Below are 22,916 nucleotides of genomic sequence, written 5' to 3' on the forward strand. Positions count from 1 at the left end.
GGAAATACTCAGCGCAAGCTGCGCCGGCAGGCGGCCTGCACCAGCATCAGCTGCGCCACCAGGATCAGCATCGCGCAGCCGGACAGCAGCCACGGATCGATGTACCACTGCGCGTTGAAACTGAAATCACCGGCGGAAATGCGCTTCCAGCCGTTGAAGTGCTGCATCGCTGCGACCACGAACGCGAAGCCACCGGCTGTGTACGACAACCAGGGCACGATGAGGCTCCCCGGGCGCGCGAACAGCGTGAGCAGGCCGAGCACGCCGATGACCGTGCGCTGCACGCGGCAGTACGGGCAGACATAAGCCATCCCGCTCCATTCCACCGCCCAGGCCAGCAGGCTGACCAGCACGGCCGCGCCTGCCGCGGCGTGCAGGACTTTCGGCGTGATCATCATGCCACTCTCGTGTGCCATCCCGTGCTCCTTGGTTGAAAGACCTAGGCAGGGTAGCAGTGCTGCAGCCTCATCCCTTCTTGATGACGGTCCGCTTGCCGATGGTGCTGGTCTTGCCAGCGGTCGGCCTGGCCAAGCCAGGAATCAGGAAATCGGTGACCTTGTGGCCCATCGACACCTTGGACGCCAACCAGCGCGGCATGCGCCCGCGACCGGTCCAGGTCAGGCGCTTGTATTCCGGGTCGCGATACTTGGGCGCGACTTTACCGGATTTACGGCGGGCGGGTTTGCGGGCGGGCGCAGGTGTTTCCGAGGCTTGGCCGCCAAAGAGTTCTTCGATGGTGTATCCGGCTTCGGCGGCGGCGGCCTTCAGCATCCGGCGCACCGCACTGGCCGGACGGCGGCTGGAAATCAGCTGTTTCCGCCGTTCAGCGGCAACCACCAGGGCACCCAGCTCGCGAAGGCTGAGCGATTCAATATCGATCGTCATGCGGGAAAGGTCTACTGCAGCGCGGCAGCTGTCAAGGCACCCTGCCCGGCGCGTAGACACGGGCTTCACCGCCGGTGGGCTCCGATCGCCTGCGTCGGCCATCTCCGAGGACCTCGACGTGAGCACTTCATCGCATTCGCTCGCCTACCTGCTTGCACGCATCCTGCTGATGGCCCTGTTCCTGGTCTCCGGGCTGGGCAAGCTCGGTGATCTCAGTGGTACCCAGGGCTACATGGAGGCAATGGGAGTTCCCGGCATCCTGCTCTGGCCGACCATCGCTTTCGAAATCGGCAGCGGCCTGTGCATCCTGCTCGGCTTCCAGACCCGGCTGGTGGCGGTCGTACTGGCAGGTTTCAGCCTGGTCACCGCTTTCATCTTCCACCACAACTTCGCCGATCAGACCCAGCAGATCATGTTCCTGAAGAACCTGGGCCTGGCCGGTGGCTTCCTGCTGCTGGCCTGTACCGGAGCCGGGCGCTACAGCATTGATGGGCGTGGGCGGCGCGGATAAGCAGGCGGCATGCCGCCATCACCCCTGGCCCACGGGCGGGACGCGCTGCAGACGCAGGTTTCGCCATGTCGGCTGGGAGCTGCGGAAATCCACCGCTTCGCCATCGCTGGTGAACAACAAGCCTGGCTCCACTTCGGTGACCAGGCGGATGCCATCGATGTACAGCCAGCCCTGTCGCTGCTCCAGCACAACGGACATCGACGGTTTTCCCCACTGGTCGATGCGATAGCGCCCCAGCCAGGGTTGCCAATGGGGCGCCTGCGGCCCGGTGGGCCCATCGATGGGATCGTTCTGGTCCAGGCCGTCCTCGCCGTTGCTGCATTCCAGGTGCGCCGGCAGCATGTCCGTCGCCGCATGGTAGCGGTACGTCGCAACTTCTCCATCGGTGTCCACGGTGAACAGTTGGTCGCCGTCGATGGCCGCAAAACGGCCGCCCACAGCTTGCGCCCCACGATGCAGTTGCAGTTCACCGCTTCCGGCAACCACGATCTTCGCCTTGCCGCTGCGCCCGATCCAGCTCCCCGCCATCCGCTGCACCTGGTCCTGGTTCAACCTGATCGGCGCCAGGGAAGACAGGGGCACACGCGGCTGACGAGGCCTGAAACGCGCCGACAACAGCTGATCGAGCAGACGCTCGCCAATGCCGTACCCCGCAGACGTCGCGCGATTGAACATCGCGGCAAATCCAGCGTTTGCCTGCCTGCAGTAGGTGAACACGCACCCGAATCCGAAGCCCCCGCCGCGGTGGTGCAGCAGCCTCACCGATGTACTGCCGTAGAGGCGTTCGCTGCGCATGACACCGAGCCCGTAGTCACCGCCCAGGCCGAAACCATGCATCTCGTCCCAAAGGTGAGGCTCGAGCAGTTGCTGCGCACCGGATCGACCGCCACCGAGCAGGAAGCCAAGATACTTCGCCATGTCGGCGGCACTGGTCCAGACGCCTCCCGACACCACCAGCGGCGTCACCGGCGGTACCTGCGCATGGCCTTCCTGGGTTCCCAGTGCCCGCCCCTTGCTTGCCAGGTAGATCGAGGCATCGGCCGTACTGTCGTGCATTCCCAGCGGCTCGAAGATCCGGCGCTGCAGCCAGGCCGGATAGCTGATGCCCGCAACCTGCTCAATGACATGACCGGCAAGGTCGAAGCCCAGGTTGGAGTAGCGATAGCGCGTACCCACTGGAAAGCGCAGCCATGTCTGCGAGATGCTGCGGACGTGCGCATCAAAGCCCGGCGACGCCGGTTCGTAGTTGTTGCCCAGTGGCGCCTCGTGCGTGAATCCCGCGCGATTGGCAAGCAGCAGGCGCAGGCTGATGCGCTCCTGTGGAGCATGCTCGAAGCGGCTGCGCACCGTGAACGACGGCAGATAGCGGGTAATGGGCACGTCCAGATCAAGGATGCCGTCCTGCACGGCCAACAGCACCGCCACCGCAGCGAAATTCTTCGAGGTGGACTGGATGCTGAACATCGTGCTGGCGTCTACGGCTGCGCTGCCCTGGCCTGATACGTGACCGAAGCCTTCAGTCCAGCGCACCTGCCCGCCTTCGACCAGGCAGACGGCAGCGGCACCGATGCCGCTGCCGTCCATGGCCGAGCGGATCACGCCGCGTTCCGCGTCGATCAGGCTCCCGGTGGTGACGGTTGGCTGCGCCACCGCAGCAACGCCGGTGGGCATGAGCGTGGCCGCCGGAACGGCAGCAGCGTTGGCCAGGAAGGCGCGACGACTGAGCGTACCAGGCATCAGATCACTCCACTTCGGGATGCCGCCATCTTCCCGCCAGCAGAAATGGCGGGGCATGTGTCATTCGGCACAGAGTGCGGTGATCGACAGTGCTGCACCTTCGCCGGCTGCGCAGGCCTCAGCCCGCAGAGAGCGGCAAGCGGATTCCCTGCGCCGCAACAAAGGCGCGGCACTCGCTCCAATAGGCCTGTGGCGGTGCCCGGAGCTCTGGTCGTGACCAGTAGTCGGTGATGTGCAACGGGTCGCCCGGCACCGGGTCCGAAGCGCGTGACGGACCAGAACGTAAACAAGGACTGAATACGAACCAAGGCGGACCGGGGGAGGCTGCACCACTTTTCCGTTCTCTGCGGGCGATGCAGATGTGCACAAGACGATCGAGTCCATCTCTGGGGACTTGCATGCACTCCGTTTCAGTTGCGCGAGCAGCTCCAACGTTGTTGCGTCGCCTACCCGACCCAGTGTTAATCGCAAGGAAACTGCACCACCCTCATGGAATACAGAAGTTCATCGCAGAAATTCGCTGCAGCACTCGTCGTTGCCGTACTCGCCACGGGAGCGGTGGCGGCCCTTCTCCTCCTTCGCCCCACGCCACAGTCCTCGCAAACGGCACCGAACGTTGAACAGGCGGGCGGGCAGCGCAAGGATCCTTCTGCGCCGACACCCTCGGCTGCGTCACCCGCGTTACGGCCTGCCAACAGCACGAGCATGCTGTTTCCTGGTGTTCCGCAGAATCGCGATGGAATGGAACCCAAGGACGATGATCCATTTGATGGGCGTAGCCGCGAGGAGCAACGCTGGCTGGATGAACACGGCTATCCGAATACCGCGCAGTGGGCTTCCTATTCCAGCGCGCCCGATGCGTTGCTGGAACAAGCCGCCCACGGCGGCGACAAGCTTGCGCGCACCATGCTGGACTCGCGAAAGCTGCCCGATCGAACCGCCTTGGACCGGATGATGTCGTCCGCAGTGGACGGCAACTACTTTGCACTGCAACTGCTTGCGACTCATTTCGCATCCACCGGTCGAGCGGGAAACATCAACGCATACGCGGTTTCGCGCGTCCTGGAGATGCGCGCAGACCCTTCCGCCGCGCTTGGCAGGGAAATCATGTTCTCTGCACCGCTCACTATCGAAGAGCGGATGCAGGGGGAGGCCGAAGCGCTTCGTCTGAATGCCACATTCAACCAGCTCTACCAGGAACGAACCGGCGTCCCGTTCGTTCCCGATTACCGCCCGTTCCCCGTTGACAACTCGCAAGGATGGCAATGAAACCTGCAAGTAAATTCGTCCTGGCCACCGCTGCTTTCACCGTTACCGGTGTTGCTCTGGCCTGCACCGTTCTTCCAATGCTCCCGTTCTCGATATCGGTCGACCTGAAGGATATCGCGGCGGCCAAGCAAGCCGGTGCCTCATCCGCAGATGCGCCCAACCGGGCATTCCTGAAGAAGCTGGATGAGACCGCTGAAAGGACGTTCGGTGCGGATGCATGGCGCAACACGTCCTTCGTCGGCAACGTCATGTACAAAACAAAAATCATGATGATGACCGGCTCAAGCATGATCACCGTCAGCAAGCCGTGCGGGAAGTCGGCAGAAGAGTCAGGCGGCACCGAGGACAGCTTCGCCTCGACACCCCCGTCTGGCGGTGGTGGTGGTGGCAGCACTGGCGGTGGTGGCGGGATCGGCGGCTGGTTCCCCGGTGGTGGCGGGTGCTTCGGCAACTGTCAGCCGCCCCCGCCCGGTCGCGTTGGTCCTATCGAGAATCTGCCACGATCCTGAGGGCACCACAATGAAAGGGCATCGCCGCAAGGTGCTGCCCTTGGCGCCCCTGACGCACCAGCCAGACGCCATCGGGGCGTCGTCACTGGACTTTGCTGGACGTTCAATTGGTGGGCCCACCAGGATTCGAACCTGGAACCAAGGGATTATGAGTCCCCTGCTCTAACCGTTGAGCTATAGGCCCGGCGCAGCGCCACAGTGTAGTGGAGCCTGCGCTCAACCGGCTACCCGCCGGCGCCAAGACACACTGAAAAACCCTCAGCCATCGCTACGCAACGCCGCGCGCCCAGGCTTGCGCAACAGCTGGCTCACCCAAACCGCGCGCCCATCTCCCGCACCCGCTCGGCGTTCGCCCCCGCCAATGACCGCATTGCTGGCGACTGGATCCGCCCGTCAACAGCCACGCACTGCCAGAATGCTTCAGCCACCGGTGCCGCCCAGCGCAGATGCTGCAGATCACCACTGCCCAGCGGTGCGACCGGCGACAGCGGCTCGTCCGCGCGCAACACGCCCAGCTTTGACGGCGCCAGCGACATCGGCAGCATGTCGTAGACCGGCGCCAACGGCAGCGGGCCGCGATCAACGAAGTGGAAGGCGATGTTGCCGTGGTGCATGTCGCTGTTGCCGATCAGCCGCCCGAACGCGTGGCGTCGGCCCATCGCCTGCACGGTGTCGGCCGTCAGCCAGCCTTGATCACGCAGTTCGGCGCCTGCAACCGGCCACGCTGGGGTGACCTCGCCGGTGAACGCAGACGATAGCGACAGCAGCGAGACCAGGCCTCGCCGCCCCAGCAGATCGGGCGTGCGGTCGAAGCGCTCGATTTCCAGGAAGGTGTGCGTGGGCGACTGCAGCAGTTCACTGGACGCCGCGGCTTGTCCGGACTGGCGCAGGGCCTCAAGCGCCAGATGTTCGCAGACCAGCAGATCGCTCCAGCGCTGGGCGGCGGCGCCTTCATCGGGCTGCGCGAACTTGACCAGCACCGAGCGGCGCCTGCCGTGGACCTCCACGGTGGCGGTGAACTTGGGTTGCTCGCCACCCGGCGAGGAGCCCACGTCCTCTCCGTCCAGCGCAGCACGCGCACGCTCGCGATACTGTGCAAGACGATCGTCGGCCGCAACCCGATCGATCGGCGCCTGCAACGCCTCCATCGCCGCCTCCACGGCGGCGATACCGAGCAGCAGATCGCCCGCTTCAGTCCCGCCAGCGGTTACCAGGGCCATCAACACATCGTCCGGTTGCCAGCCATTGAGGTTCTTCGGCAGGCCGAGCGCCTGCCCACGGCCATGGGCGAAGCTGCGACCAAGAAATCCCTGCGGTCGCAGGTCATCCAGGTACCACGGTAAGTCAGGAAAGAAGGCAGCAACGCCACCTTCGGGCGCGCGTCGCAGGTTCGGGCAGTCAGGCCCGGCGTCGACATGGAAGCCGCCTCCTACCAGCGCAATTACCCGCCCCAGCTCCTCCAGCGTCGCATCTTCGCGCAGCCGGTACAGCGGCCATTCGCTGCCTGCCCGGGTGGGCCGCCGCAGCGCATAGGCGGTTGCCCGCGTTCTGCCCATGCGCACCACCTGCGGGCCACTGGCGGCCACCAGCCGGCTGAGCGCCATCCGGTCCACCCCCAGCCGCTCGGCCAGCGCCGCGGCTGGTAGCGGCTGGCCGGGGGCCAGCTGAGCGATCAGATCCAATACCTGTGGGCGTTGAGCGCGTGGCATGTGCATTACGTAATACGAAGCTTGTTACGTAATTAGCATCAAAAAAACGGGACTGCAAGCACGACCTTGCATCTATGAGCCTGAAAATAATGGACATATTCACGAAGCGCCAGCTTCGACGCGGATCTTTGTTACATTATTTGTTACGTAATTATATGGCTCTTCCGAGCACTGGCGGGGCGTTACAGGGATGTGGTGGCAAAGAAAAACCCCGCCGAAGCGGGGTTTCTCTCAACACATCAGCCATCGCCGGATATCAATCGATATCCAGGAAGCTGCGCAGCTGCTCCGAGCGGCTCGGGTGACGCAGCTTGCGCAGGGCCTTCGCTTCGATCTGGCGGATGCGCTCGCGGGTCACGTCGAACTGCTTGCCGACCTCTTCCAGCGTGTGGTCGGTGTTCATGTCGATGCCGAAGCGCATGCGCAGCACCTTGGCTTCCCTCGGGGTGAGGCCGGCCAGCACGTCGCGCACGGTTTCAGACAAGTTGATGTTGGTGGTGTTCTCGATCGGGGACTCCACGTTGGTGTCCTCGATGAAGTCGCCCAGATGGGAATCCTCGTCGTCACCGATCGGGGTTTCCATCGAGATCGGCTCCTTGGCGATCTTCATCACCTTGCGGATCTTGTCTTCCGGCATGTCCATTTCCTTGGCCAGCTCCTCCGGCGTGGCCTCGCGGCCATACTGCTGGAGCATCTGGCGGGAAATGCGGTTCAACTTGTTGATCGTCTCGATCATGTGCACCGGGATACGGATGGTGCGCGCCTGGTCGGCGATCGAGCGGGTGATCGCCTGGCGGATCCACCAGGTGGCGTAGGTCGAGAACTTGTAGCCGCGGCGGTATTCGAACTTGTCCACCGCCTTCATCAGGCCGATGTTGCCTTCCTGGATCAGGTCCAGGAACTGCAGGCCGCGGTTGGTGTACTTCTTGGCAATCGAGATCACCAGGCGCAGGTTGGCCTCGACCATTTCCTTCTTGGCCTTGCGCGCCTTGGCTTCACCGTAGGCCATGGCACGGCTGATTTCCTTCAGCTCTTCCAGGTCCAGCTGGGTCAGCTTCTCGATGTCGATCGTCGCCTGCTGTTCGGCAATGATCTGGTCCTTCACTTCGCGCAGGGCCGACGACCACTTCTGCTTGCGCTTCAGTGCGTCTTCCACCCATTCCAGGTTGGTCTGGTTGCCTTCCCAGGAACGGATGAAGTCCTTGCGCGGCATGCGCGCGGTGACGGTGGCCAGGTTCAGCACACGGCGCTCATGCGACTTGATGTCGGCCATGGTGTCGCGCAGCTGCTTGGTCAGCACGTCGGTCAGCGGCAGCGGCAGCTTCAGGGTGACGAACACCGCCGACATCTCTTCGCGCAGGCGCGGCAGGTTCTTCTTGTCGCCCTTGGTCGCGGCCTTCTTGAACGCATTGAAGGCATCGCTCAGCGCCTGCATGCGCGCGGCGACTTCCTCCGGGTCCGGACCGGTCGGTGCGGCTTCTTCCTCGCCACCCTCGACATCATCGTCCTCGTCCTCGTCACCTTCGGCGTCGGCATCGCTGCTGTCATCGGCAGCGACCGCCGGCGGCGCCGGCTCTTCGTCGACCAGATCATTGAACCCGACGATCACTTCGGCCAGGCGCTTCTTGCCTTCCTTGTGGGCTTCGTAGTCGTTCAGCAGCGACTCGACCGACACCGGGAACTGGCCGAGCGCGGCCTGGACCTGGGAGAGGCCTTCCTCGATGCGCTTGGCAATGGCGATTTCGCCTTCGCGGGTCAGCAGCTCGACGGTGCCCATTTCGCGCATGTACATGCGCACCGGGTCGGTGGTACGGCCACCTTCGGTGTCGAGCGCGCTCAGCGCGGCGGCAGCTTCTTCGGCCGCGGTGTCATCGACTTCGCGGTTGCCGGTGTTGCCGTCGTTGAGAAGCAGGGTTTCCACATCCGGCGCAACTTCATGGACATCGATGCCCATGCCGTTGATCATGCCGATGATGTCTTCGATCTGTTCCGGGTCGACCATGTCGTCCGGCAGATGGTCATTGACTTCGGCGTAGGTCAGGTAGCCCTGTTCCAGGCCCTTGCTGATCAGTTGCTTGATTTCGGATTGGGCAGGACGTTCGTTGGCCATGTAGTGCTCGCGCCACCGGCTGGGTAGGAAATAGGGAACGTAGCATTATACCAGCCCGGGGCCCCGCCTGCCGGGCGGTGGTCCCGCAGGCTCAGGGCCGGAGAAGGAAGGTCACAGGACCGTCATTGACCAGGCTGACGACCATATGGGCACCAAACCGGCCTGTTTCCACCCCTGGCGCGTGATTTTCACGGCAGATCTCGACAAATTGATTGAACCCGCGTTCAGCCTCCTCCGGCGCTGCGGCGCTGGTGAAGCTCGGCCGCATGCCCGAACGGGTGTCAGCGGCCAGGGTGAACTGGCTGACCAGCAACAGGCCGCCGCCGGTGTCACGCAGCGACCGGTTCATTTTCCCGGCCTCGTCGGCGAACACCCGGTAGCCCAGCAGGCGCTCGGCCATCCGTCGCAGCTGGGCCTCGGTATCGCCCGGCTCCATGCCCACCAGCGCCAGCAGGCCTGGTCCGATCTGGCCCACGGTTTCATCATCTACATGGACAGCAGCCTGGCTGACACGCTGGATCAGGACGAGCATCTGGGCTTCCAATGAACAGGGCCGGCCACGATAGCAGCGCCCTTGGCTAAACTGGCGCCAATGAATCCGCAACGCAAAGCCCGGCTGGTCCACCGCGCCACCACCCTGTTCGCCCGCCTGCCCTGGCCGCTGCTGCGGGCGTTCGCGCGCACCCTGGCGTGGGCCTGGATCCGTCTCAATGCCCGTGAGAGCCGTGTCACCCGGCGCAACCTCGAACTGGCCTACCCCGACCTGGACAGTGCCGCGCGGGACCGCCTGCACCGCGATCTGCTGCGCTCGACCGCCCTGCAGGCCATCGAAACCCTGCGCCTGTGGAGCCGGCCGCCGGCCGACAATCTGCGCCTGCACCTGAAGGAACAGCACGGCGCGGCCCTGTACGACGCGGCCCTGGCCAGCGGCAAGGGCGTGATCGTGGCCGCGCCGCACTTCGGCAACTGGGAGCTGCTGAACCAGTGGCTGGCCTCGCGCGGGCAGATCGCCATCGTCTACAAGCCGCCGGAGGACGAGGCCAGCGATGCCTTCCTGCAGCTGGTGCGCGGCGGCCAGAACGTGCAGCAGGTGCGCGCCGAGGGTCCGGCCGTGCGCCAGCTGTTCAAGGTGCTCAAGGACGGCGGTGCCACCGGCATCCTGCCCGACCAGCAGCCCAAGGCCGGCGACGGCGTGTTCGTGCCGTTCTTCGGCGTGCAGGCGCTGACCATGACCCTGGTCAACCGACTGGCCGAGCGCACCGGCGCCACCGTGCTGTACGGCTGGTGCGAGCGCATCGGGCCGGACATGCAATTCGCCCTGCACATCGAACCGACCGACCCGGCCGTGGCCGACCCGGACCCGCAGGTGGCCGCCACCGCACTCAACGCCGGCATCGAGCGCATCGCCCGCCGCGACCCGGCGCAGTACCAGTGGACCTACAAGCGCTATACGTTGCGGCCGCCGGGCAGCGGCGAGGAAGACCCGTACGCAACTGAGGAACACCCCCACTGACGGCCGCCTGCGACCACTGGCCGCACCACGTTGAATACGACGCCGTCGCCCCCATAGAGACTGCGATGTCCGCCTCCCCCGGTCCTGCCATGCCTGCTGCTTCTTCCCTGTTCGGCGATCCGGCCGCGATCCGCTGTGAGCGCGCGGTGGCCGAACTGCGCGCCGGTCGCCCGGTGCTGCTCCACGATGGCCACGGCCAGCGCCTGGCGGTGATCGCGCTGGACAGCGCCACGGCCAGCAGCTTCGCTGCCTTCGCCAATGCCGCCCGCGAGCGGCATTACCTGTTCCTGACCGCCACCCGCGCCCGCGTGCTCGGCGTGGAGGCCCCGCAAGGCGCACGCCTGCCGCTGGCCGGCGTTGCCTTCGATGCCCTCCCCTCGCTGGGCTACCTGCGCGAGCCGGGCCCGATGCCCGACGGCTGGACGGCGGGCGATGCCTTCGATGCCGGCGCGGTGGAACTGGCCCGCCTGGGCCTGTTGCTGCCGGCGATGGTGGCGGTACGCCTGGACGTTGATGACCGCACCTTCGAGGGTGCCGCCGAGGTGGCCCTGTGCGACCTGGCCGAAGGCGCAGCACATGCAGCCCACGACTACGAACTGGTGGCGCGTTCGCCGGTGCCGCTGCGCGACGTCGGCATGACCACCTTCGCGGTGTTCCGCGGCGGCGTGGCCCAGCGCGACCAGGTCGCGATCATCGTCGGCGAACCGGACCTGTCGGCGGTGGTGCCGGTGCGCGTGCACTCCTCATGCCTGACCGGCGACCTGTTCGGTTCGCTCAAGTGCGACTGTGGTGACCAGCTGCGGCGCGGCCTGCGCAAGCTGAAGGAGCTGGGCGGCGGCGTGTTGCTGTACCTGGACCAGGAAGGCCGTGGCACCGGCATCGCAGCCAAGATGCGTGCCTACGGCTACCAGCACGACGGCCTGGACACCATCGACGCCGATGCGCAGCTCGGCTTCGGCGCCGACGAGCGCCGCTACGGCAGTGCGGTGGCCATGCTGCACGGCCTTGGCATTTCGCGCGTGGCGCTGCTCAGCAACAACCCGACCAAGGCACAGCGCCTGCGCAATGCCGGCATCGAGGTACTGGACTGCATTCCGGTCACCGGCGAGATCACCGCCGAGAACGAGCACTACCTGCGCACCAAGGCCGATCGCGCAGGACATCTGCTGGACGTGGATGCGCTGATCCAGGCTGCCCAGTAACGCAGCCGACCTGCTACCGTCTGCGCGGTGCGGCTACCGCCGCCACCGCTCGCCCTGCCACCTGACGGAGCCCGCGTGACCGACATCTCCCTGACCGCTCCGCCCGCCGACGCGTGGCAGTCGCTGCCGCGCCGCGCCGCGCGGCTGGCGGCATTGGAAGGCGCTTTCGGCGGCCTGTTTGTGCCAGGCCTGCCGCTGGCGGCTGCATGGTGGTTCTTCGATCTACCCGGCGGCGCGTGGGTCGCCGCCCTCGGGCTGCTGGCAGGGGCTGCATGTGGCGCATGGCTCAGCCACCGCCGCCTGGTCCGCACCCGTTGGCGGCTGGACGCACAGGGCCTGGGCCTGCGGCGAGACCTGATGTGGCAGCTGGAAACCCGTATTCCCATTTCGCGCGTACAACACCTGGACCTGCGCAGGGGCCCGCTGGAACGCCGTGCAGGACTTGCCACGCTGATCGTGCATACCGCCGGCACCCGCATGAGCGCGGTAACCGTGAGCGGCCTGGATGAAACCGACGCCGAGCGTCTGCGCGACACCCTTTCGCACCAGCTCGACCAGGACGCTGACGCCCTGTGAGCCTGCCACCGCCTCTGCCTGCAGCACTGCGCGCCGGTGGCGAGGACCACCGCCTGCACCCGTGGTCATGGCTGTTCGTGCTGCTGATGCAGCTGCGCCACTACTTCCTGCCGCTGGTCGCACTGCTGGTATTCGGTCAGCGCGGCGCCCACGATCCGATGTGGGCGCAGTTGATCCCACTGTCGGCGATCGCCGCGCTGGTCCTGGTCTCGGTCCTGCAGTACCTCAGCTACCGTTACCGCATCGGCAGCGATGCGATCACCGTGCGCAGCGGTCTGCTTGCGCGCAACCGGCGCGAGATTCCGTTCGCCCGCATCCACAACGTGGAAGTGCGGCAGAATCCGCTGCACCGGCTGTTCGGCGTGGCCGAGCTGCGCCTGGAGTCGGCCGGCGGCGTGCGCCCCGAAGCGGAAATGCGAGTGCTGAAGCTGGACCAGGCGCTGGCGCTGGAACGTCTCGTGCGCCAGCGCGGGCAGGCACCACAGGCCGCCGACGCTGTCCCCGCGCCTGCGGTCACCGTGGCCGACACCGAACACGTCCTGCTGCGCCTGTCCAGCTGGGACGTGATGCGCATGGGCCTGCTCTCCAATCGGGGCTGGGCACTGGCGGTTGCCGCCTTCGGCGTGCTGTTCCAGACCGTGCCGCGGCCGGTGATGGACGAAGCCATCCAACGTGGTGGCCGCGAGGCTTTCGGTTACGCCAGCCACCTGCACCCCGGCGTAGCAGGCGCTTTCCTGCTGCTGGCCGCCGCACTGCTGCTGGGCTGGCTGGCGCTGCGCGTGCTGTCGGTGGTACTGACCCTGCTGCGCTATCACGGCTTTACCCTCAGCGAGCAGGATCGCCGCCTGACCGTCTCCGCCGGTCTGCTCAGCCGCACCCGCAGCAGTGTCGCGCGTCGCCGCATCCAGGCCTGGACGCTGCGCGAAACCACCCTGCATCGCTGGTTCGGCCTGCGCCAGCTGCGCATCGACAGCGCTGCCGGTGGCCCTGCGCGCGATGAGGACCGCGCCCTGCGCGAGCTGGCACCACTGGCCCAGGCGACGCGCTGCGAGCAGCTGGTGCAGCACCTGTTGCCTCAGCTGCAGTGGCCGCCGACGCAATGGCACTCCATTCCGCAGCGTGGCTGGTGGCGGCTGTGCCTGGGAACGCTGCTGCTGGTACCCCTGCTGGCCGCAGCCGCGTACTGGCGCTGGGGGCCATGGGGCCTGCTGGTGCTGGCGTGGCTGCCGGTGGCGCTGCTGGTCGCTCATCGGCAGATGGCACGCATGGCCTGGCACCTGGACGAGCACTACGTGGCGGTGCGTGGCGGTTGGTGGAAGCGCTGGTGGCGCTGGGCCGAACTGGACAAGGTGCAGGGCCTGCGCTTGCTGCGCTCGCCGCTGGACAAGCTGTTGGGCACCAGCAGCCTGCAGCTGGATACTGCCGGCGCGCATGGCGATGTGGCATTGACCCTGCACCATCTGCCGCAGGGACAGGCGCAGCAGGTGATGGATCAGCTGGCTGCGGCGCTGGCGCGGCGCAAGCTGCGCTGGTAGGTAGTGCCGGCCGCTGGCCGGCAACCGCAGACATCCCCGAGCTTGCCGGCCAGCGGCCGGCATTACCGCGAGCGGGGGCGCGCATCCACGCACGGCATGGATCTACTCTAGAGCCGAGCCAATGCTCGGCTTACCGCTGCGACGGGCCCCAATAGCCCAGGTCCCTGCGGATCTGCAGATCACGCATCCAGCTGCCGAACGGCTTGCGCCGCAGCGCGCCCATTTCACCGGACAGGAAATCCTCGGTGGCCGCGATTACCCGCTCGCTGGACAGGCCGTCGCGGTACGGATGGATGGCATCGGCATAGCGCACGATCTCCGCCTGCAGCGCCGCGTCCGGGTGCAGCGCACGCGTCAGCATCGCCTCCAGCTGCGCAGGATCATTGAAGTCGATCATGTGTGGCTTGGGCACGCGGTTGCGGAAGGTCACCACCGGCTTGTGCTGCACGATGAACTCCGAAACGATCGACGAGGTATCCGACACCAGCACGTCGGCGGCGCGCTGCGCGGCCATCACCTGCTCCGGCTCGATGAAGCGGGCATTGGCACCGGCCAGCGCGCGGTAGCGTTCGAACAGGTCCTGCGGGCACTTCGGGTGCAGGGTGAGAAGCCAGTAATGGTCACCGGCGGCGATATCGGCGGCGATCTGCGGGTGCAGGTGCGGCGCTGCGCTCAGGCGCTCGGTGAAGGTCGAACCGAACAGGATCACCGGGCGTCCTCCAGCGGCGGCGCGCAGCGCGGCGCTCTCGCCACCATCGTCGCGGAACAGCGGATCCAGCTTCGGCCAGCCCGTCTCGGCCACCGCGAAGTGGCCCTGCAGGGCCGCGATCTCACGAAACGGCGCGGTGGTGGCCGGCCCCTGCGTGCAGTACAGGTCGAACATGCCGCGCACCCGGAAGTGGCCGCGCGCGCTGTCCCGCTTCTCCACGTTGAAGCCATGGAACAGCTGCACCTTGGCGCCCGAAAGGAACGTCGGCACCCAGTTGGCCGCGCTGAACACCGCCCGCGGACGCAGGGCCAGGGCCTGCTTCAGGCCCACGTTGGGCACCCCCGGCAGGCTGCTGCCGGCCGCGCCGTCCTCGAACCAGGCCGCTACCTCCTGCCCGGATGCGTGCAAGGCCTGCGCCAACGGGGCGAGAATAGGCAGCGCATAGCGCTCCGTCGCAAACAACAGGTACCCGGCCATCATGTCCTCCACGACCGCTCCCATCGAACGGCCTCGCATCTCGGCGTGCATTATCGCGTTCAACGAGGCCGGGCGCATCGGCGACTGCCTGGCCTCGCTGGCGTTCTGCGATGAGATCGTGGTGGTGGACTCGTACTCCACCGATGCCACCGTCGCCATCGCCGAAGCTGCCGGCGCCCGTGTTCTGCAGCGCCGGTTCGACGGTTTCCGCAGCCAGAAGGCATTCTGCGTCGAGCAGGCCCGCCACGACTGGGTACTGTGCCTGGATGCCGACGAACGGATCAGTCCGGAACTGCGCGCGGCCATCGAACAGGCCCGCGACAGTGGCTTCAGCGGCCATGCCGGCTACCGTTTCGCCCGCCTGTCGGAGTATTTCGGCAGGTTCCTGCGCCATGGCAACGCCTACCCGGACCGAGTGTTGCGCCTGTTCGACCGCCGCCAGGGCGGCTGGCGCGGCAAGCGCGAGATCCACGAGGCTGCCAGCGTCGACGGCAGCGTCGGTACCCTGCGTGGCGACCTGGTCCACTATCCGTACCGCTCATTGCAGCAGCAGCTGGCCAAGACCGAGAAATACGCGCGGATGATGGCCGAGCACGAGTTCGCACGCGGCAAGCGGGCCACGCTGGGCAAGCTGGTGCTGGCGCCGGCCTGGCGGTTCTGGCGCGGCTTCCTGTTCCGTGGCGGCTTCCGCGACGGCTGGCATGGACTGGTCTATGCCTACGTACGCGCCAACTACGTGCGGCAGAAAACCATCATGCTGTGGATGCTGGGCAACGGCCAGGCCGTGGCTGACCCGCCGAACCCCTGATCGCCCGGCCCTGTCCGGGGCGCCGCTGGATCACGCCCCGGTGATTGCCCGGTGGCGCGCGCCCTCGACGATCGACAGGCCGGTCAGCAGGCCGACCAGGGTCACGTAGAAACTGGCTGTCATCTGGTGCGCGAACATCGACTGGGTCAGGCCGCACAGTGCGTAGGTGATCACCAGCATGATGCCGGCTGCGGCCGGCCCCCGGAAGGTCGACCGTCCGCTGCGGCGATGCAGGCGCACGAACAACCAGAGCGGGATGCCATACACCGCCAGCAACAGCAGCAGGCCCGGTACGCCCTGGGTCGCTGCCCATTCGGCAACATCGTTGTGCGCATGCCCCAGGTGGCAACGCAACTCTTCCGGGTTCTCACGGCAGACCGGCACGCGCAGCATCGCGCTGTCGAAATGACCGATGCCAACACCCACCAGCGGGTGGTCGAGGAAGGTCTCCCAGGCCACCTGCAGGCGTTCCACGCGGGCACCGGCGGAAGAATCACTGTCGCCCAACTCCATCCGCTGCACGTCACTGTGCAGCTCGCTCAGGCGGACCTGGTGGCGCAGTTCCGGTACCGACAGCAGCAGGGTCGCACCGATCGCCAGCATGCCTGCCAGCACCGACAGGCGCGCCGCGCCGGTGCGCCAGCGCAGGCTCAACGTCAGCACCACCAGCAGCGCCAGCAAGGCGGCGAACACACCGCGGCTGCCGGTCAGCACGATGGTGCCGCAGCCGGCCGCCATGCCGAGGATCACCAGCGACCAGCGCCGCGACGGGCGACAGAACACCAGCAGCACCATCAAAACCATCACGATGTCGGCCAGCACGATGGCGTTGGTGAACAACTCTGCGCGCGGGGCGCCACCCAGCACCTGCCACAGTGACATCGCGAAGGCGGCGAGCAGGCCGGTCAATGATCCGTACCAGAGCCACCGCACGTCGGGACGCAGCGCGCAGACCCACAGCGCGATCCACGGGATCACCACGAACCGCGACCGGTTGTCGACGTCACGCAGGCCCTGCTCGAACAACACTACCGACATTAGGCCGAGCGCCAGCACCGCCAGCATCAGCCAGGCCAGCACTTTCACCGGCTGGCCGGCCATCCCGCGCGCGCGCCACAGCAGCTCCGGCGCCAGCAGCGTGCTCAGCAGCAGCAGCAGGCCATACGGCAACAGGTTGATGGGCACGGTCAGCACCAGTGCCGGCAGGCAGAACAGGCCCAGTTGGGCCAGCCCATGCGCCACCCGCTGACGTCCGCCGGCGGGAACGCCCAGCGGATCGCCGGCCATGAGGTTCAGGTTGTCCGGTGAAGCTGGCACGTCGGGAAGTATCGCTGCAATCGGCTGGAAAGAACGGGAAGGGGCGGTGCAGGCCATCCCGGCCTGCTGTTTTACTGCCTTTGACCCCGCTTGGGCAGACTGGACAAGCAGGAAGGGGGGGACTAGTCATGTTCCTGCAGACGCCGTTCACGTTCCCGCTCCTCTGCGGTGACCACGCAGGGCACCTTCACCGCCGTCGCCGGCACCAGCCACCAGCGCCGCCGGTTGGCTACGCCGGCCAGTTCAGAGCGGCTGCGTTCGACGCACGACAGCATTGCGTACTCGTGGACCAGCAACCAACGGCGTTCGGGCGCAAGCCGCTGCCAGCGCGTGGCCGCAATCAGCTGCTCGTCCCAGTCCGACTCGAAACCGAAGGTCGCTGCGGGGCGGTCGGCCAGCAGCAGATGCTGCTCCTTCCAGGCCACCAGCCCAAGCTCGGCATCCGGGCCCAGCCGTGTACCAACCGTGCGCATCAGGCCGCGGGCGGAACTGGAATCGTTCAGCAGCGGGTAGCCGACCAGGCTGTACAGCACCCAGACCATCGCCAGGGTCGACACCAGCGCCAGATGCCGGCGACGACCGCAGGCCAGCAGGCTCAATGCGCCCCACACGCCCATCGCCAGGATCGTCCAGGCCAGCGCGTCGACGGCGCCGGGCGCCAGTCCGCGGCTGTGGGTCAGGCGCAGCTCGAAGGCCGGGTCGCCCAGCACCGCCATCGCGCCAGCCAGGACCAGGCCCAGTGACAGCAGGCCGGTGAACACTCCCACCACGGCCTGCACATCGCGCCGCTTCAGCAGCCCCGGCAGCAACGGCGCCAGCGCCAGGCAGAACATCGGCAGCGCCGGCAGGATGTAGACATCGCGCTTGCCGTCGGGGATCGAGAAGAACAGCACCACCATCAACCACCAGGACAGCGGCAGCAGATAGCGCGGATCGCGCCGGCGCAGCCGCCGCAACCAAGCCGGAAGCGCCCACGGCAGCAGCAGGAACGCGGGGATCCACATCGACGGCATGATCGCCAGGAAGTACCACCAGGGCTGGTGGTGGTCCCACGAGTGCGTATAGCGACGCGCCGTCTGCTGGAACAGGATGTCGTCCATGTACGCGCGGTATTCGTCCGAACCGGTGGCAAAACCGGCCAGCAGCATCGGCGCCAGCCACAACGACACCGCCAGCAGGAAGGCCAGCGGCGCCAGCCAGAAGCGGGCATCGCGCGCGTGCAGTGCCACCCGTGGCCATTGCAGTACCGCAGCGGTCACCGCCGGCACGATCATCAGCAGCGCCAGCATGCCCACGCCCTTGGTGATCACGCCGATGCCAGCGAAGAACCAGCCCAGCCACCACCAGCGCCAGCCTGGTCCCAGCAACAGGTGGCGCAGCAGGCCGTAGTTGGCCAGGGTGATGAACAGCAGCAGCAGTGGATCGATCTGCGCCTTCTTCGCCTGGAAGGTGAACTGCAGCGCGAACAGCAGCGCCCAGCCGGCGTAAAGCCCCACCCGCCGTGTCCACAGCCGCCGCCCGAGGTCGACCACGCACCACAGCGTACCCAGTGCCGCCAGCAGCGACGGCAGCAGGAAGGCCACGCGCCACTGCCCGACCAGGCCGTACAGCGTAGCCTGCCACCACATCAGCATCGGCGGCTTGTCCGAATACAACTCGGTACCGCGGTGCGGGAACAGCCAGTGGCCGCTGTCGACCATCTGCTTGGCCACCAGCGCAAAGCGCGGCTCGTCCGATGGCCACGGATCACGAAGGCTTAGCCCGGCCCCCAGCAGCAGCAGGGCCATCGCCACGAACAACCACGTCTCGCGCGACGCGCGGGAATTCAGCATGGGACTCGGAACGTCAGCGGGGGTCAGGCTGTTTTTAGCAGACGCGCGTAAAAGAATCCGTCAGCATCGCTGTCACCCGGCAGTCGCTGGCGCGCGATTCCCTCGCAGTCCAGGCCGAATCGGTCATCCAGCGGCTCTGCCACCGCGTCCGGGTGCCATTTCAGGAACGCCCGCACCTGGTCGATGTTCTCCGCACGCAGGATCGAGCAGGTGGCATACAGCAGCACGCCGCCCGGACGCAGCATCGACCAGCAGGCCTCCAGCAGGCGGGCCTGCACACCGACCAGCGCATCGATATCCTCGGCACGTCGGTGGAACATCACATCCGGCTGCCGCCGGATCACGCCGGTGGCCGAGCACGGGGCATCGAGCAGGATCGCGTCGAACGGCACGCCATCCCACCAGGCACCCGGATCACTGGCATCGGCAGCCAGGGTCTGCGCATGCTCGCCCACGCCAGTGCGAACGTAGGTGTCACGTGCACGGGCCAGGCGGCGCGCGTCGATATCCAGCGCCAGCAGGCGCAGGCCGGGGTCGCGCTCCAGCAGGTGCGCCGACTTGCCACCGGGGGCCGCACAGGCGTCCAGAACGCGGGCACCGGCCGCCGGGGCCAGCGCGTCGGCCGCACACTGCGCCGACAGGTCCTGCACCGAGATGGCGCCTTCGGCGAAGCCGGGCAGCTGATTCACGGCAACCGGCGAGGCCAGGCGCAACGCGTCGGCGCTGAGCGGACTGGCTTGCGCGGTAATGCCAGCTTCGGCCAGCGTCGCCAGTGCCTTGTCGCGGCCGCCCTGCTGGCGGTTGGCGCGCAACCACAACGGCGCCGGCTGCAGGCTGGCGGCAAAGATCGCCTCGGCCTGGGCCGGCCAGTCGCGCTCGACGGCATCGGCCAGCCACGCCGGGAAGGCATCGCGCGCAGGCTGTTCCGGGAAACCTTCGCGCTGCGCGCGGCGCAGGATCGCATTGACCAGGCCCGCCTGGCGCTCACGACCCAGGGCACGCGCGGCATCGACCGTGGCCGACAACGCCGCGTGCGCCGGCAACGCCAGCACGTCCAGTTGGGCGAACCCGACCATCAGCAGCGTGCGCAGGTCGGCATCACGCGCCGACAGCGGCTTCTGCATCCACGACTGCAGCGCCGCGTCATAGGTACTGCGGCGGCGCAGGACGGCGAAGCACAGCGCTTCCAGCAGCGCGCGGTCGCGGCTGTCGGCCAGCTTCGGCAGCGCCCAGGCCAGTTCGGCCTTCAGCGACCGGCCACGGGTGAACACCTGTGCCAGCACGCGTGCGGCCAGCATGCGCGTGGCCGCTCCCGGCGCCGCCTTGGCGACGGAGAAATCGTTCTGCTTCGACACCGCTTATGCTCCCACGCGCAGATCGCGGCGGGCGTTGAGGTAGTCGGCCGCAGTAATCGCCTTGCCACCTTCCCGCTGCAGTACACGCAGGCGCAGTGCGCCCTGGCCACAGGCGATGTCGATGCCATCACGGCCGGCGGCCAGCACCGTGCCCGGCGCCTGGCCGTGGTCTGCCTCCAGTGCCACCGCGCCATGGATGCGCACGCGTTCGCCGGCCAGCGTTGCCTCGGCGATCGGCCACGGATTGAACGCGCGCACGGTACGCGCCAGCGCGCCGGCGTCCTGCGCCCAGTCCAGCCTGGCTTCGGCCTTGTCCAGCTTGTGCGCATACGTCACGCCCTGTTCCGGCTGCGGCCGCGCGATCGGCTTGATGCCCGCGCGCAGCAGGCCCAGGCCATCGGACAACACCTGGGCACCAAGCTCGGCCAGCTTGTCATGCAGCTGGCCGCCGGTATCGGTGGCCGCGATCGGCAGCTCCTGGTGCAGCAGCACCGGGCCGGTATCCAGGCCGGCCTCCATCTGCATGAGGCAGACGCCGGTCTTCGCATCGCCGGCCTGGATCGCACGCTGGATCGGCGCGGCACCGCGCCAGCGCGGCAGCAGCGAGGCATGCACGTTCCAGCAGCCATGGGTCGGAATGGCCAGCACCGCCTTGGGCAGGATCAGGCCGTAGGCGACCACCACCATCAGGTCCGGCTGCAGGTCGCGCAGCTGCCGCTGGGCAGCTTCATCCTTCAGCGATTCGGGCTGGTAGACCGGAATGCCACGGGCCACGGCTTCGAGCTTGACCGGCGACGGCGCCAGGCCACGGCCACGGCCGGCCGGGCGGTCAGGCTGGGTATAGACGGCCACGACCTCGTGGTGGCGCGCCGCAGCGCGCAGCGACGACACCGCGAATTCCGGCGTACCGGCAAAGACAATCCTCATGGCTACCCCACTTGCAGGATGGATTCGTGCAGGAAAGAAAACGGCGCCGTCGGCCGGCGCCGTACAGCCCGCGCGCGTCGCGCAGGCACGGGCCACCCGAAGGGTGGCCCGGATTGGCGATCACGCCACGTGCTTGCGCTGCTTGGCCAGCTTCTTGCGCACCATCTCGCGCTTGAGCGGCGACAGATAATCGATGAACAGCTTGCCGTCCAGGTGGTCCATCTCGTGCTGGATGCAGGTGGCCAGCACTTCGCCAGCCTCCAGCTGCTGTTCCTTGCCGTTGCGGTCCAGGTATTTCACGGTGATCGTATCGGCACGGGTCACGTCGGCGAAGATGCCCGGAACCGACAGGCAACCTTCCTGGTACACCCGCCCCCCTTCCCTGGCGACGATTTCCGGGTTGATGAACACCTGCGGTTCATTCTTTTCTTCGCTGACATCGATGACCATGAAGCGCTTGTGCACGTCCACCTGGGTGGCAGCCAGGCCGATGCCCGGCGCGTCGTACATGGTCTGGAACATGTTGTCGATCAGTTCCTGGAAGGCCGGCGTGGTGACTTCAGCGGCGTCGATCAACGCGGCCTTGGTACGCAGGCGCGGATCGGGGAACTCGAGAATGGGGAGAAGGGCCATGGCTGTTTCCGGGTAATGGGCCGGCACGCCGGCATACGTCGCAGATTCTAGCTCCAACGCTTGCCTTGCGCCCCGGTTTCTGGACTATAGTGCGCGGACCTGTTGGGGAATCAGGGCTTCACACCTATGTTGCTTCGTTTTCGTACGGTCGTCGCCGCGGCGATGCTGACCGTGGCTGCCTATGCTACCGCCGTGGAAGTGAATGGCGGGCACCCGGACACCTATGTGGTCCGAAAAGGGGATACGTTGTGGGATATCGCCGCACGTTTCCTGCAGAAGCCCTGGCTGTGGCCGGAGATCTGGCAGGCCAATCCACAGATCGCCAATCCGCACCTGATCTATCCCGGTGACGTGCTCAGCCTGGCCTACCTGGACCGGGTGACCGTCGCTGCCAAGCCCGGCCCGCGCCAGGAAGCCCCGATCGATGCCATTCCGCTGGCCCAGGTCGAGCCGTTCCTGAAGCAGCTGAGCGTGGTCGACAGCATCGACCAGCTGCCCTACGTGGCCGGCCTGGAAGAAGAGCGCCTGCGCGTCACCAGCGGCAGCGCGGTGTACGTGCGCCTGGCCGACGCCCAGCTGGGCCAGCGCTGGGCCGTGGTCCGCCCGACCGTGCGCTACGCCCAGCCCAAGCCGACCGAGGACCTGACCGCCAACGGCGACGTCACCCCGGGCAGCGGCAACCTGTGGCGGGCCTACAACGCCCCCAACCACCGCCGCGGCGTGCTTGGCTATGAGCTGGCCCAGGTCGCCACCGGTACCATCACCCACGTCGCCGGCGGCAAGGTCGAGGTGTCCACCCTGGTGCTGGACAAGAACGAGGGCGGCCGCGAGGTACGTGCGGGCGACCGCCTGGTCCCGGTCGAGGCCAGGCCCTACGACCTGCAGTTCATCCCCCATGTCCCGGCCGCCGGTGTCGAGGGCGTCGACGTGCGCGTGCTGGCCGTTGCCGACATGTTCACCGCTGGTGGGCCGCGCGACGTGATCGCGATCTCCGCAGGCCGCGCGCAGGGCGTGGACAACGGCACCGTGTTCTCGCTGTGGCGCCCGGGCCGCCACGTGGCGCACCGCATGAAGTACCCGAACTCCTCGCGCATGGATGATTCGCTCAGCACCGGCGCCGGCCGCGTCTCGCTGCCGGACGAATACGCCGCACACGCCATGGTGTTCCGTACCTTCGACAACGTCAGCTACGCACTGGTGATGCAGGGCGTGAAGCCGGTGCGCGTGGGATACAACGCACTGCACCCGGATGCGCGGTAGAGTCGACTGTTAGTCGACTGCTCTTCACCGCCCCCCGAAAGC

Annotated in this window: 21 protein-coding genes and 1 tRNA gene; 9 read left to right on the forward strand and 13 right to left on the reverse strand. The window is 67.0% G+C overall.

The window, feature by feature from the left end; all coding sequences use genetic code 11:
• Positions 1–8: 8 nt before the first annotated feature.
• Both ACTXG9_RS09650 and ACTXG9_RS09655 read right to left on the reverse strand, forming a co-directional pair.
• Positions 9–416 (reverse strand): hypothetical protein, encoded by a 408-nt coding sequence (locus ACTXG9_RS09650; protein WP_019660761.1) that lies wholly within the window; start codon positions 414–416, stop codon positions 9–11.
• A gap of 49 nt (positions 417–465) precedes the next feature.
• Positions 466–885, reverse strand: a complete 420-nt coding sequence (locus ACTXG9_RS09655) for an H-NS histone family protein (protein WP_019660762.1) — start codon at positions 883–885, stop codon at positions 466–468.
• 118 nt (positions 886–1,003) lie between these two features.
• Here ACTXG9_RS09655 and ACTXG9_RS09660 point away from each other — a divergent pair, with 118 nt between their 5' ends.
• Positions 1,004–1,396: a DoxX family protein gene (locus tag ACTXG9_RS09660; RefSeq protein ID WP_019660763.1), complete on the forward strand. Its 393-nt coding sequence runs from the start codon at positions 1,004–1,006 to the stop codon at positions 1,394–1,396.
• A gap of 18 nt (positions 1,397–1,414) precedes the next feature.
• Here the strand turns inward: ACTXG9_RS09660 and ACTXG9_RS09665 are convergent, their stop codons facing one another.
• Positions 1,415–3,046: a serine hydrolase domain-containing protein gene (locus tag ACTXG9_RS09665; RefSeq protein ID WP_457654784.1), complete on the reverse strand. Its 1,632-nt coding sequence runs from the start codon at positions 3,044–3,046 to the stop codon at positions 1,415–1,417.
• 828 nt (positions 3,047–3,874) lie between these two features.
• On the opposite strand from ACTXG9_RS09665, the gene ACTXG9_RS09670 reads away from it, so the two are divergent.
• Both ACTXG9_RS09670 and ACTXG9_RS09675 read left to right on the forward strand, forming a co-directional pair.
• Positions 3,875–4,402: a hypothetical protein gene (locus tag ACTXG9_RS09670; RefSeq protein ID WP_019660765.1), complete on the forward strand. Its 528-nt coding sequence runs from the start codon at positions 3,875–3,877 to the stop codon at positions 4,400–4,402.
• Entirely contained in the window at positions 4,399–4,911 is a 513-nt protein-coding gene (locus tag ACTXG9_RS09675; RefSeq protein ID WP_155030172.1) for a hypothetical protein, read from the forward strand. The genes ACTXG9_RS09670 and ACTXG9_RS09675 overlap by 4 nt, the downstream gene beginning before the upstream one ends.
• Before the next feature lie 108 nt (positions 4,912–5,019).
• Here the strand turns inward: ACTXG9_RS09675 and ACTXG9_RS09680 are convergent.
• The 4 genes from ACTXG9_RS09680 to dtd all read right to left on the reverse strand — a co-directional run bounded on the left by ACTXG9_RS09680 (position 5,020) and on the right by dtd (position 9,262).
• Positions 5,020–5,095 (reverse strand) — tRNA-Ile (locus ACTXG9_RS09680).
• Between the two features lie 124 nt (positions 5,096–5,219).
• Entirely contained in the window at positions 5,220–6,593 is a 1,374-nt protein-coding gene (gene yjjJ / locus ACTXG9_RS09685; RefSeq protein WP_242015185.1) for a type II toxin-antitoxin system HipA family toxin YjjJ, read from the reverse strand.
• A 283-nt stretch (positions 6,594–6,876) separates the two neighbouring features.
• The gene (rpoD, locus tag ACTXG9_RS09690) at positions 6,877–8,730 is read right to left on the reverse strand and encodes an RNA polymerase sigma factor RpoD (protein WP_019660768.1); all 1,854 of its coding nucleotides are present in this window, start codon (positions 8,728–8,730) and stop codon (positions 6,877–6,879) included.
• A 91-nt stretch (positions 8,731–8,821) separates the two neighbouring features.
• Complete coding sequence (gene dtd / locus ACTXG9_RS09695) at positions 8,822–9,262, reverse strand: D-aminoacyl-tRNA deacylase (RefSeq protein ID WP_019660769.1); 441 nt, start codon at positions 9,260–9,262, stop codon at positions 8,822–8,824.
• A gap of 60 nt (positions 9,263–9,322) precedes the next feature.
• Here dtd and ACTXG9_RS09700 point away from each other — a divergent pair, with 60 nt between their 5' ends.
• The 4 genes from ACTXG9_RS09700 (at position 9,323) to ACTXG9_RS09715 (ending at position 13,556) form a co-directional block, all read left to right on the forward strand.
• Positions 9,323–10,243, forward strand: coding sequence for a lauroyl acyltransferase (locus ACTXG9_RS09700; RefSeq protein WP_111101741.1), 921 nt, complete (start codon positions 9,323–9,325; stop codon positions 10,241–10,243).
• 65 nt (positions 10,244–10,308) lie between these two features.
• Positions 10,309–11,445 carry a GTP cyclohydrolase II RibA gene (gene ribA / locus ACTXG9_RS09705; RefSeq protein ID WP_019660771.1) on the forward strand — a complete coding sequence of 379 codons (1,137 nt, stop codon included), beginning with the start codon at positions 10,309–10,311 and terminating at the stop codon, positions 11,443–11,445.
• 75 nt (positions 11,446–11,520) lie between these two features.
• Positions 11,521–12,021 carry a PH domain-containing protein gene (locus ACTXG9_RS09710; protein WP_021203244.1) on the forward strand — a complete coding sequence of 167 codons (501 nt, stop codon included), beginning with the start codon at positions 11,521–11,523 and terminating at the stop codon, positions 12,019–12,021.
• Positions 12,018–13,556: a PH domain-containing protein gene (locus ACTXG9_RS09715; RefSeq protein ID WP_206621557.1), complete on the forward strand. Its 1,539-nt coding sequence runs from the start codon at positions 12,018–12,020 to the stop codon at positions 13,554–13,556. Before ACTXG9_RS09710 ends, ACTXG9_RS09715 begins: the two co-directional genes overlap by 4 nt.
• A 130-nt stretch (positions 13,557–13,686) precedes the next feature.
• On the opposite strand, the gene ACTXG9_RS09720 is transcribed toward ACTXG9_RS09715, so the two are convergent.
• Complete coding sequence (locus tag ACTXG9_RS09720) at positions 13,687–14,745, reverse strand: CDP-glycerol glycerophosphotransferase family protein (RefSeq protein WP_111098728.1); 1,059 nt, start codon at positions 14,743–14,745, stop codon at positions 13,687–13,689.
• Between ACTXG9_RS09720 and ACTXG9_RS09725 the strand changes: the two genes are divergently transcribed.
• Positions 14,744–15,550 carry a glycosyltransferase family 2 protein gene (locus ACTXG9_RS09725; protein WP_021203241.1) on the forward strand — a complete coding sequence of 269 codons (807 nt, stop codon included), beginning with the start codon at positions 14,744–14,746 and terminating at the stop codon, positions 15,548–15,550. The genes ACTXG9_RS09720 and ACTXG9_RS09725 overlap by 2 nt on opposite strands.
• 30 nt (positions 15,551–15,580) lie before the next feature.
• Here ACTXG9_RS09725 and ACTXG9_RS09730 read toward each other — a convergent pair whose 3' ends face one another.
• The 5 genes from ACTXG9_RS09730 to def form a co-directional block, all read right to left on the reverse strand.
• The gene (locus ACTXG9_RS09730; RefSeq protein WP_021203240.1) at positions 15,581–16,837 is read right to left on the reverse strand and encodes an O-antigen ligase family protein; all 1,257 of its coding nucleotides are present in this window, start codon (positions 16,835–16,837) and stop codon (positions 15,581–15,583) included.
• 152 nt (positions 16,838–16,989) lie between these two features.
• A complete protein-coding gene (locus tag ACTXG9_RS09735; RefSeq protein WP_456115649.1) occupies positions 16,990–18,699 on the reverse strand; it encodes an ArnT family glycosyltransferase in 1,710 nt (569 codons plus the stop codon).
• Between the two features lie 23 nt (positions 18,700–18,722).
• Positions 18,723–20,054 (reverse strand): 16S rRNA (cytosine(967)-C(5))-methyltransferase RsmB, encoded by a 1,332-nt coding sequence (gene rsmB, locus ACTXG9_RS09740; protein ID WP_021203239.1) that lies wholly within the window; start codon positions 20,052–20,054, stop codon positions 18,723–18,725.
• A gap of 3 nt (positions 20,055–20,057) precedes the next feature.
• The gene (gene fmt, locus ACTXG9_RS09745; RefSeq protein ID WP_021203238.1) at positions 20,058–20,981 is read right to left on the reverse strand and encodes a methionyl-tRNA formyltransferase; all 924 of its coding nucleotides are present in this window, start codon (positions 20,979–20,981) and stop codon (positions 20,058–20,060) included.
• A gap of 120 nt (positions 20,982–21,101) precedes the next feature.
• A complete protein-coding gene (gene def, locus ACTXG9_RS09750) occupies positions 21,102–21,614 on the reverse strand; it encodes a peptide deformylase (RefSeq protein WP_019660780.1) in 513 nt (170 codons plus the stop codon).
• 126 nt (positions 21,615–21,740) lie between these two features.
• On the opposite strand from def, the gene ACTXG9_RS09755 reads away from it, so the two are divergent.
• On the forward strand, positions 21,741–22,874 hold the full coding sequence (locus ACTXG9_RS09755; protein WP_111101734.1) for a LysM peptidoglycan-binding domain-containing protein: 1,134 nt from the start codon (positions 21,741–21,743) through the stop codon (positions 22,872–22,874).
• Positions 22,875–22,916: the final 42 nt, after the last annotated feature.

The organism is Stenotrophomonas maltophilia group sp. LNF247, assembly GCF_054083135.1.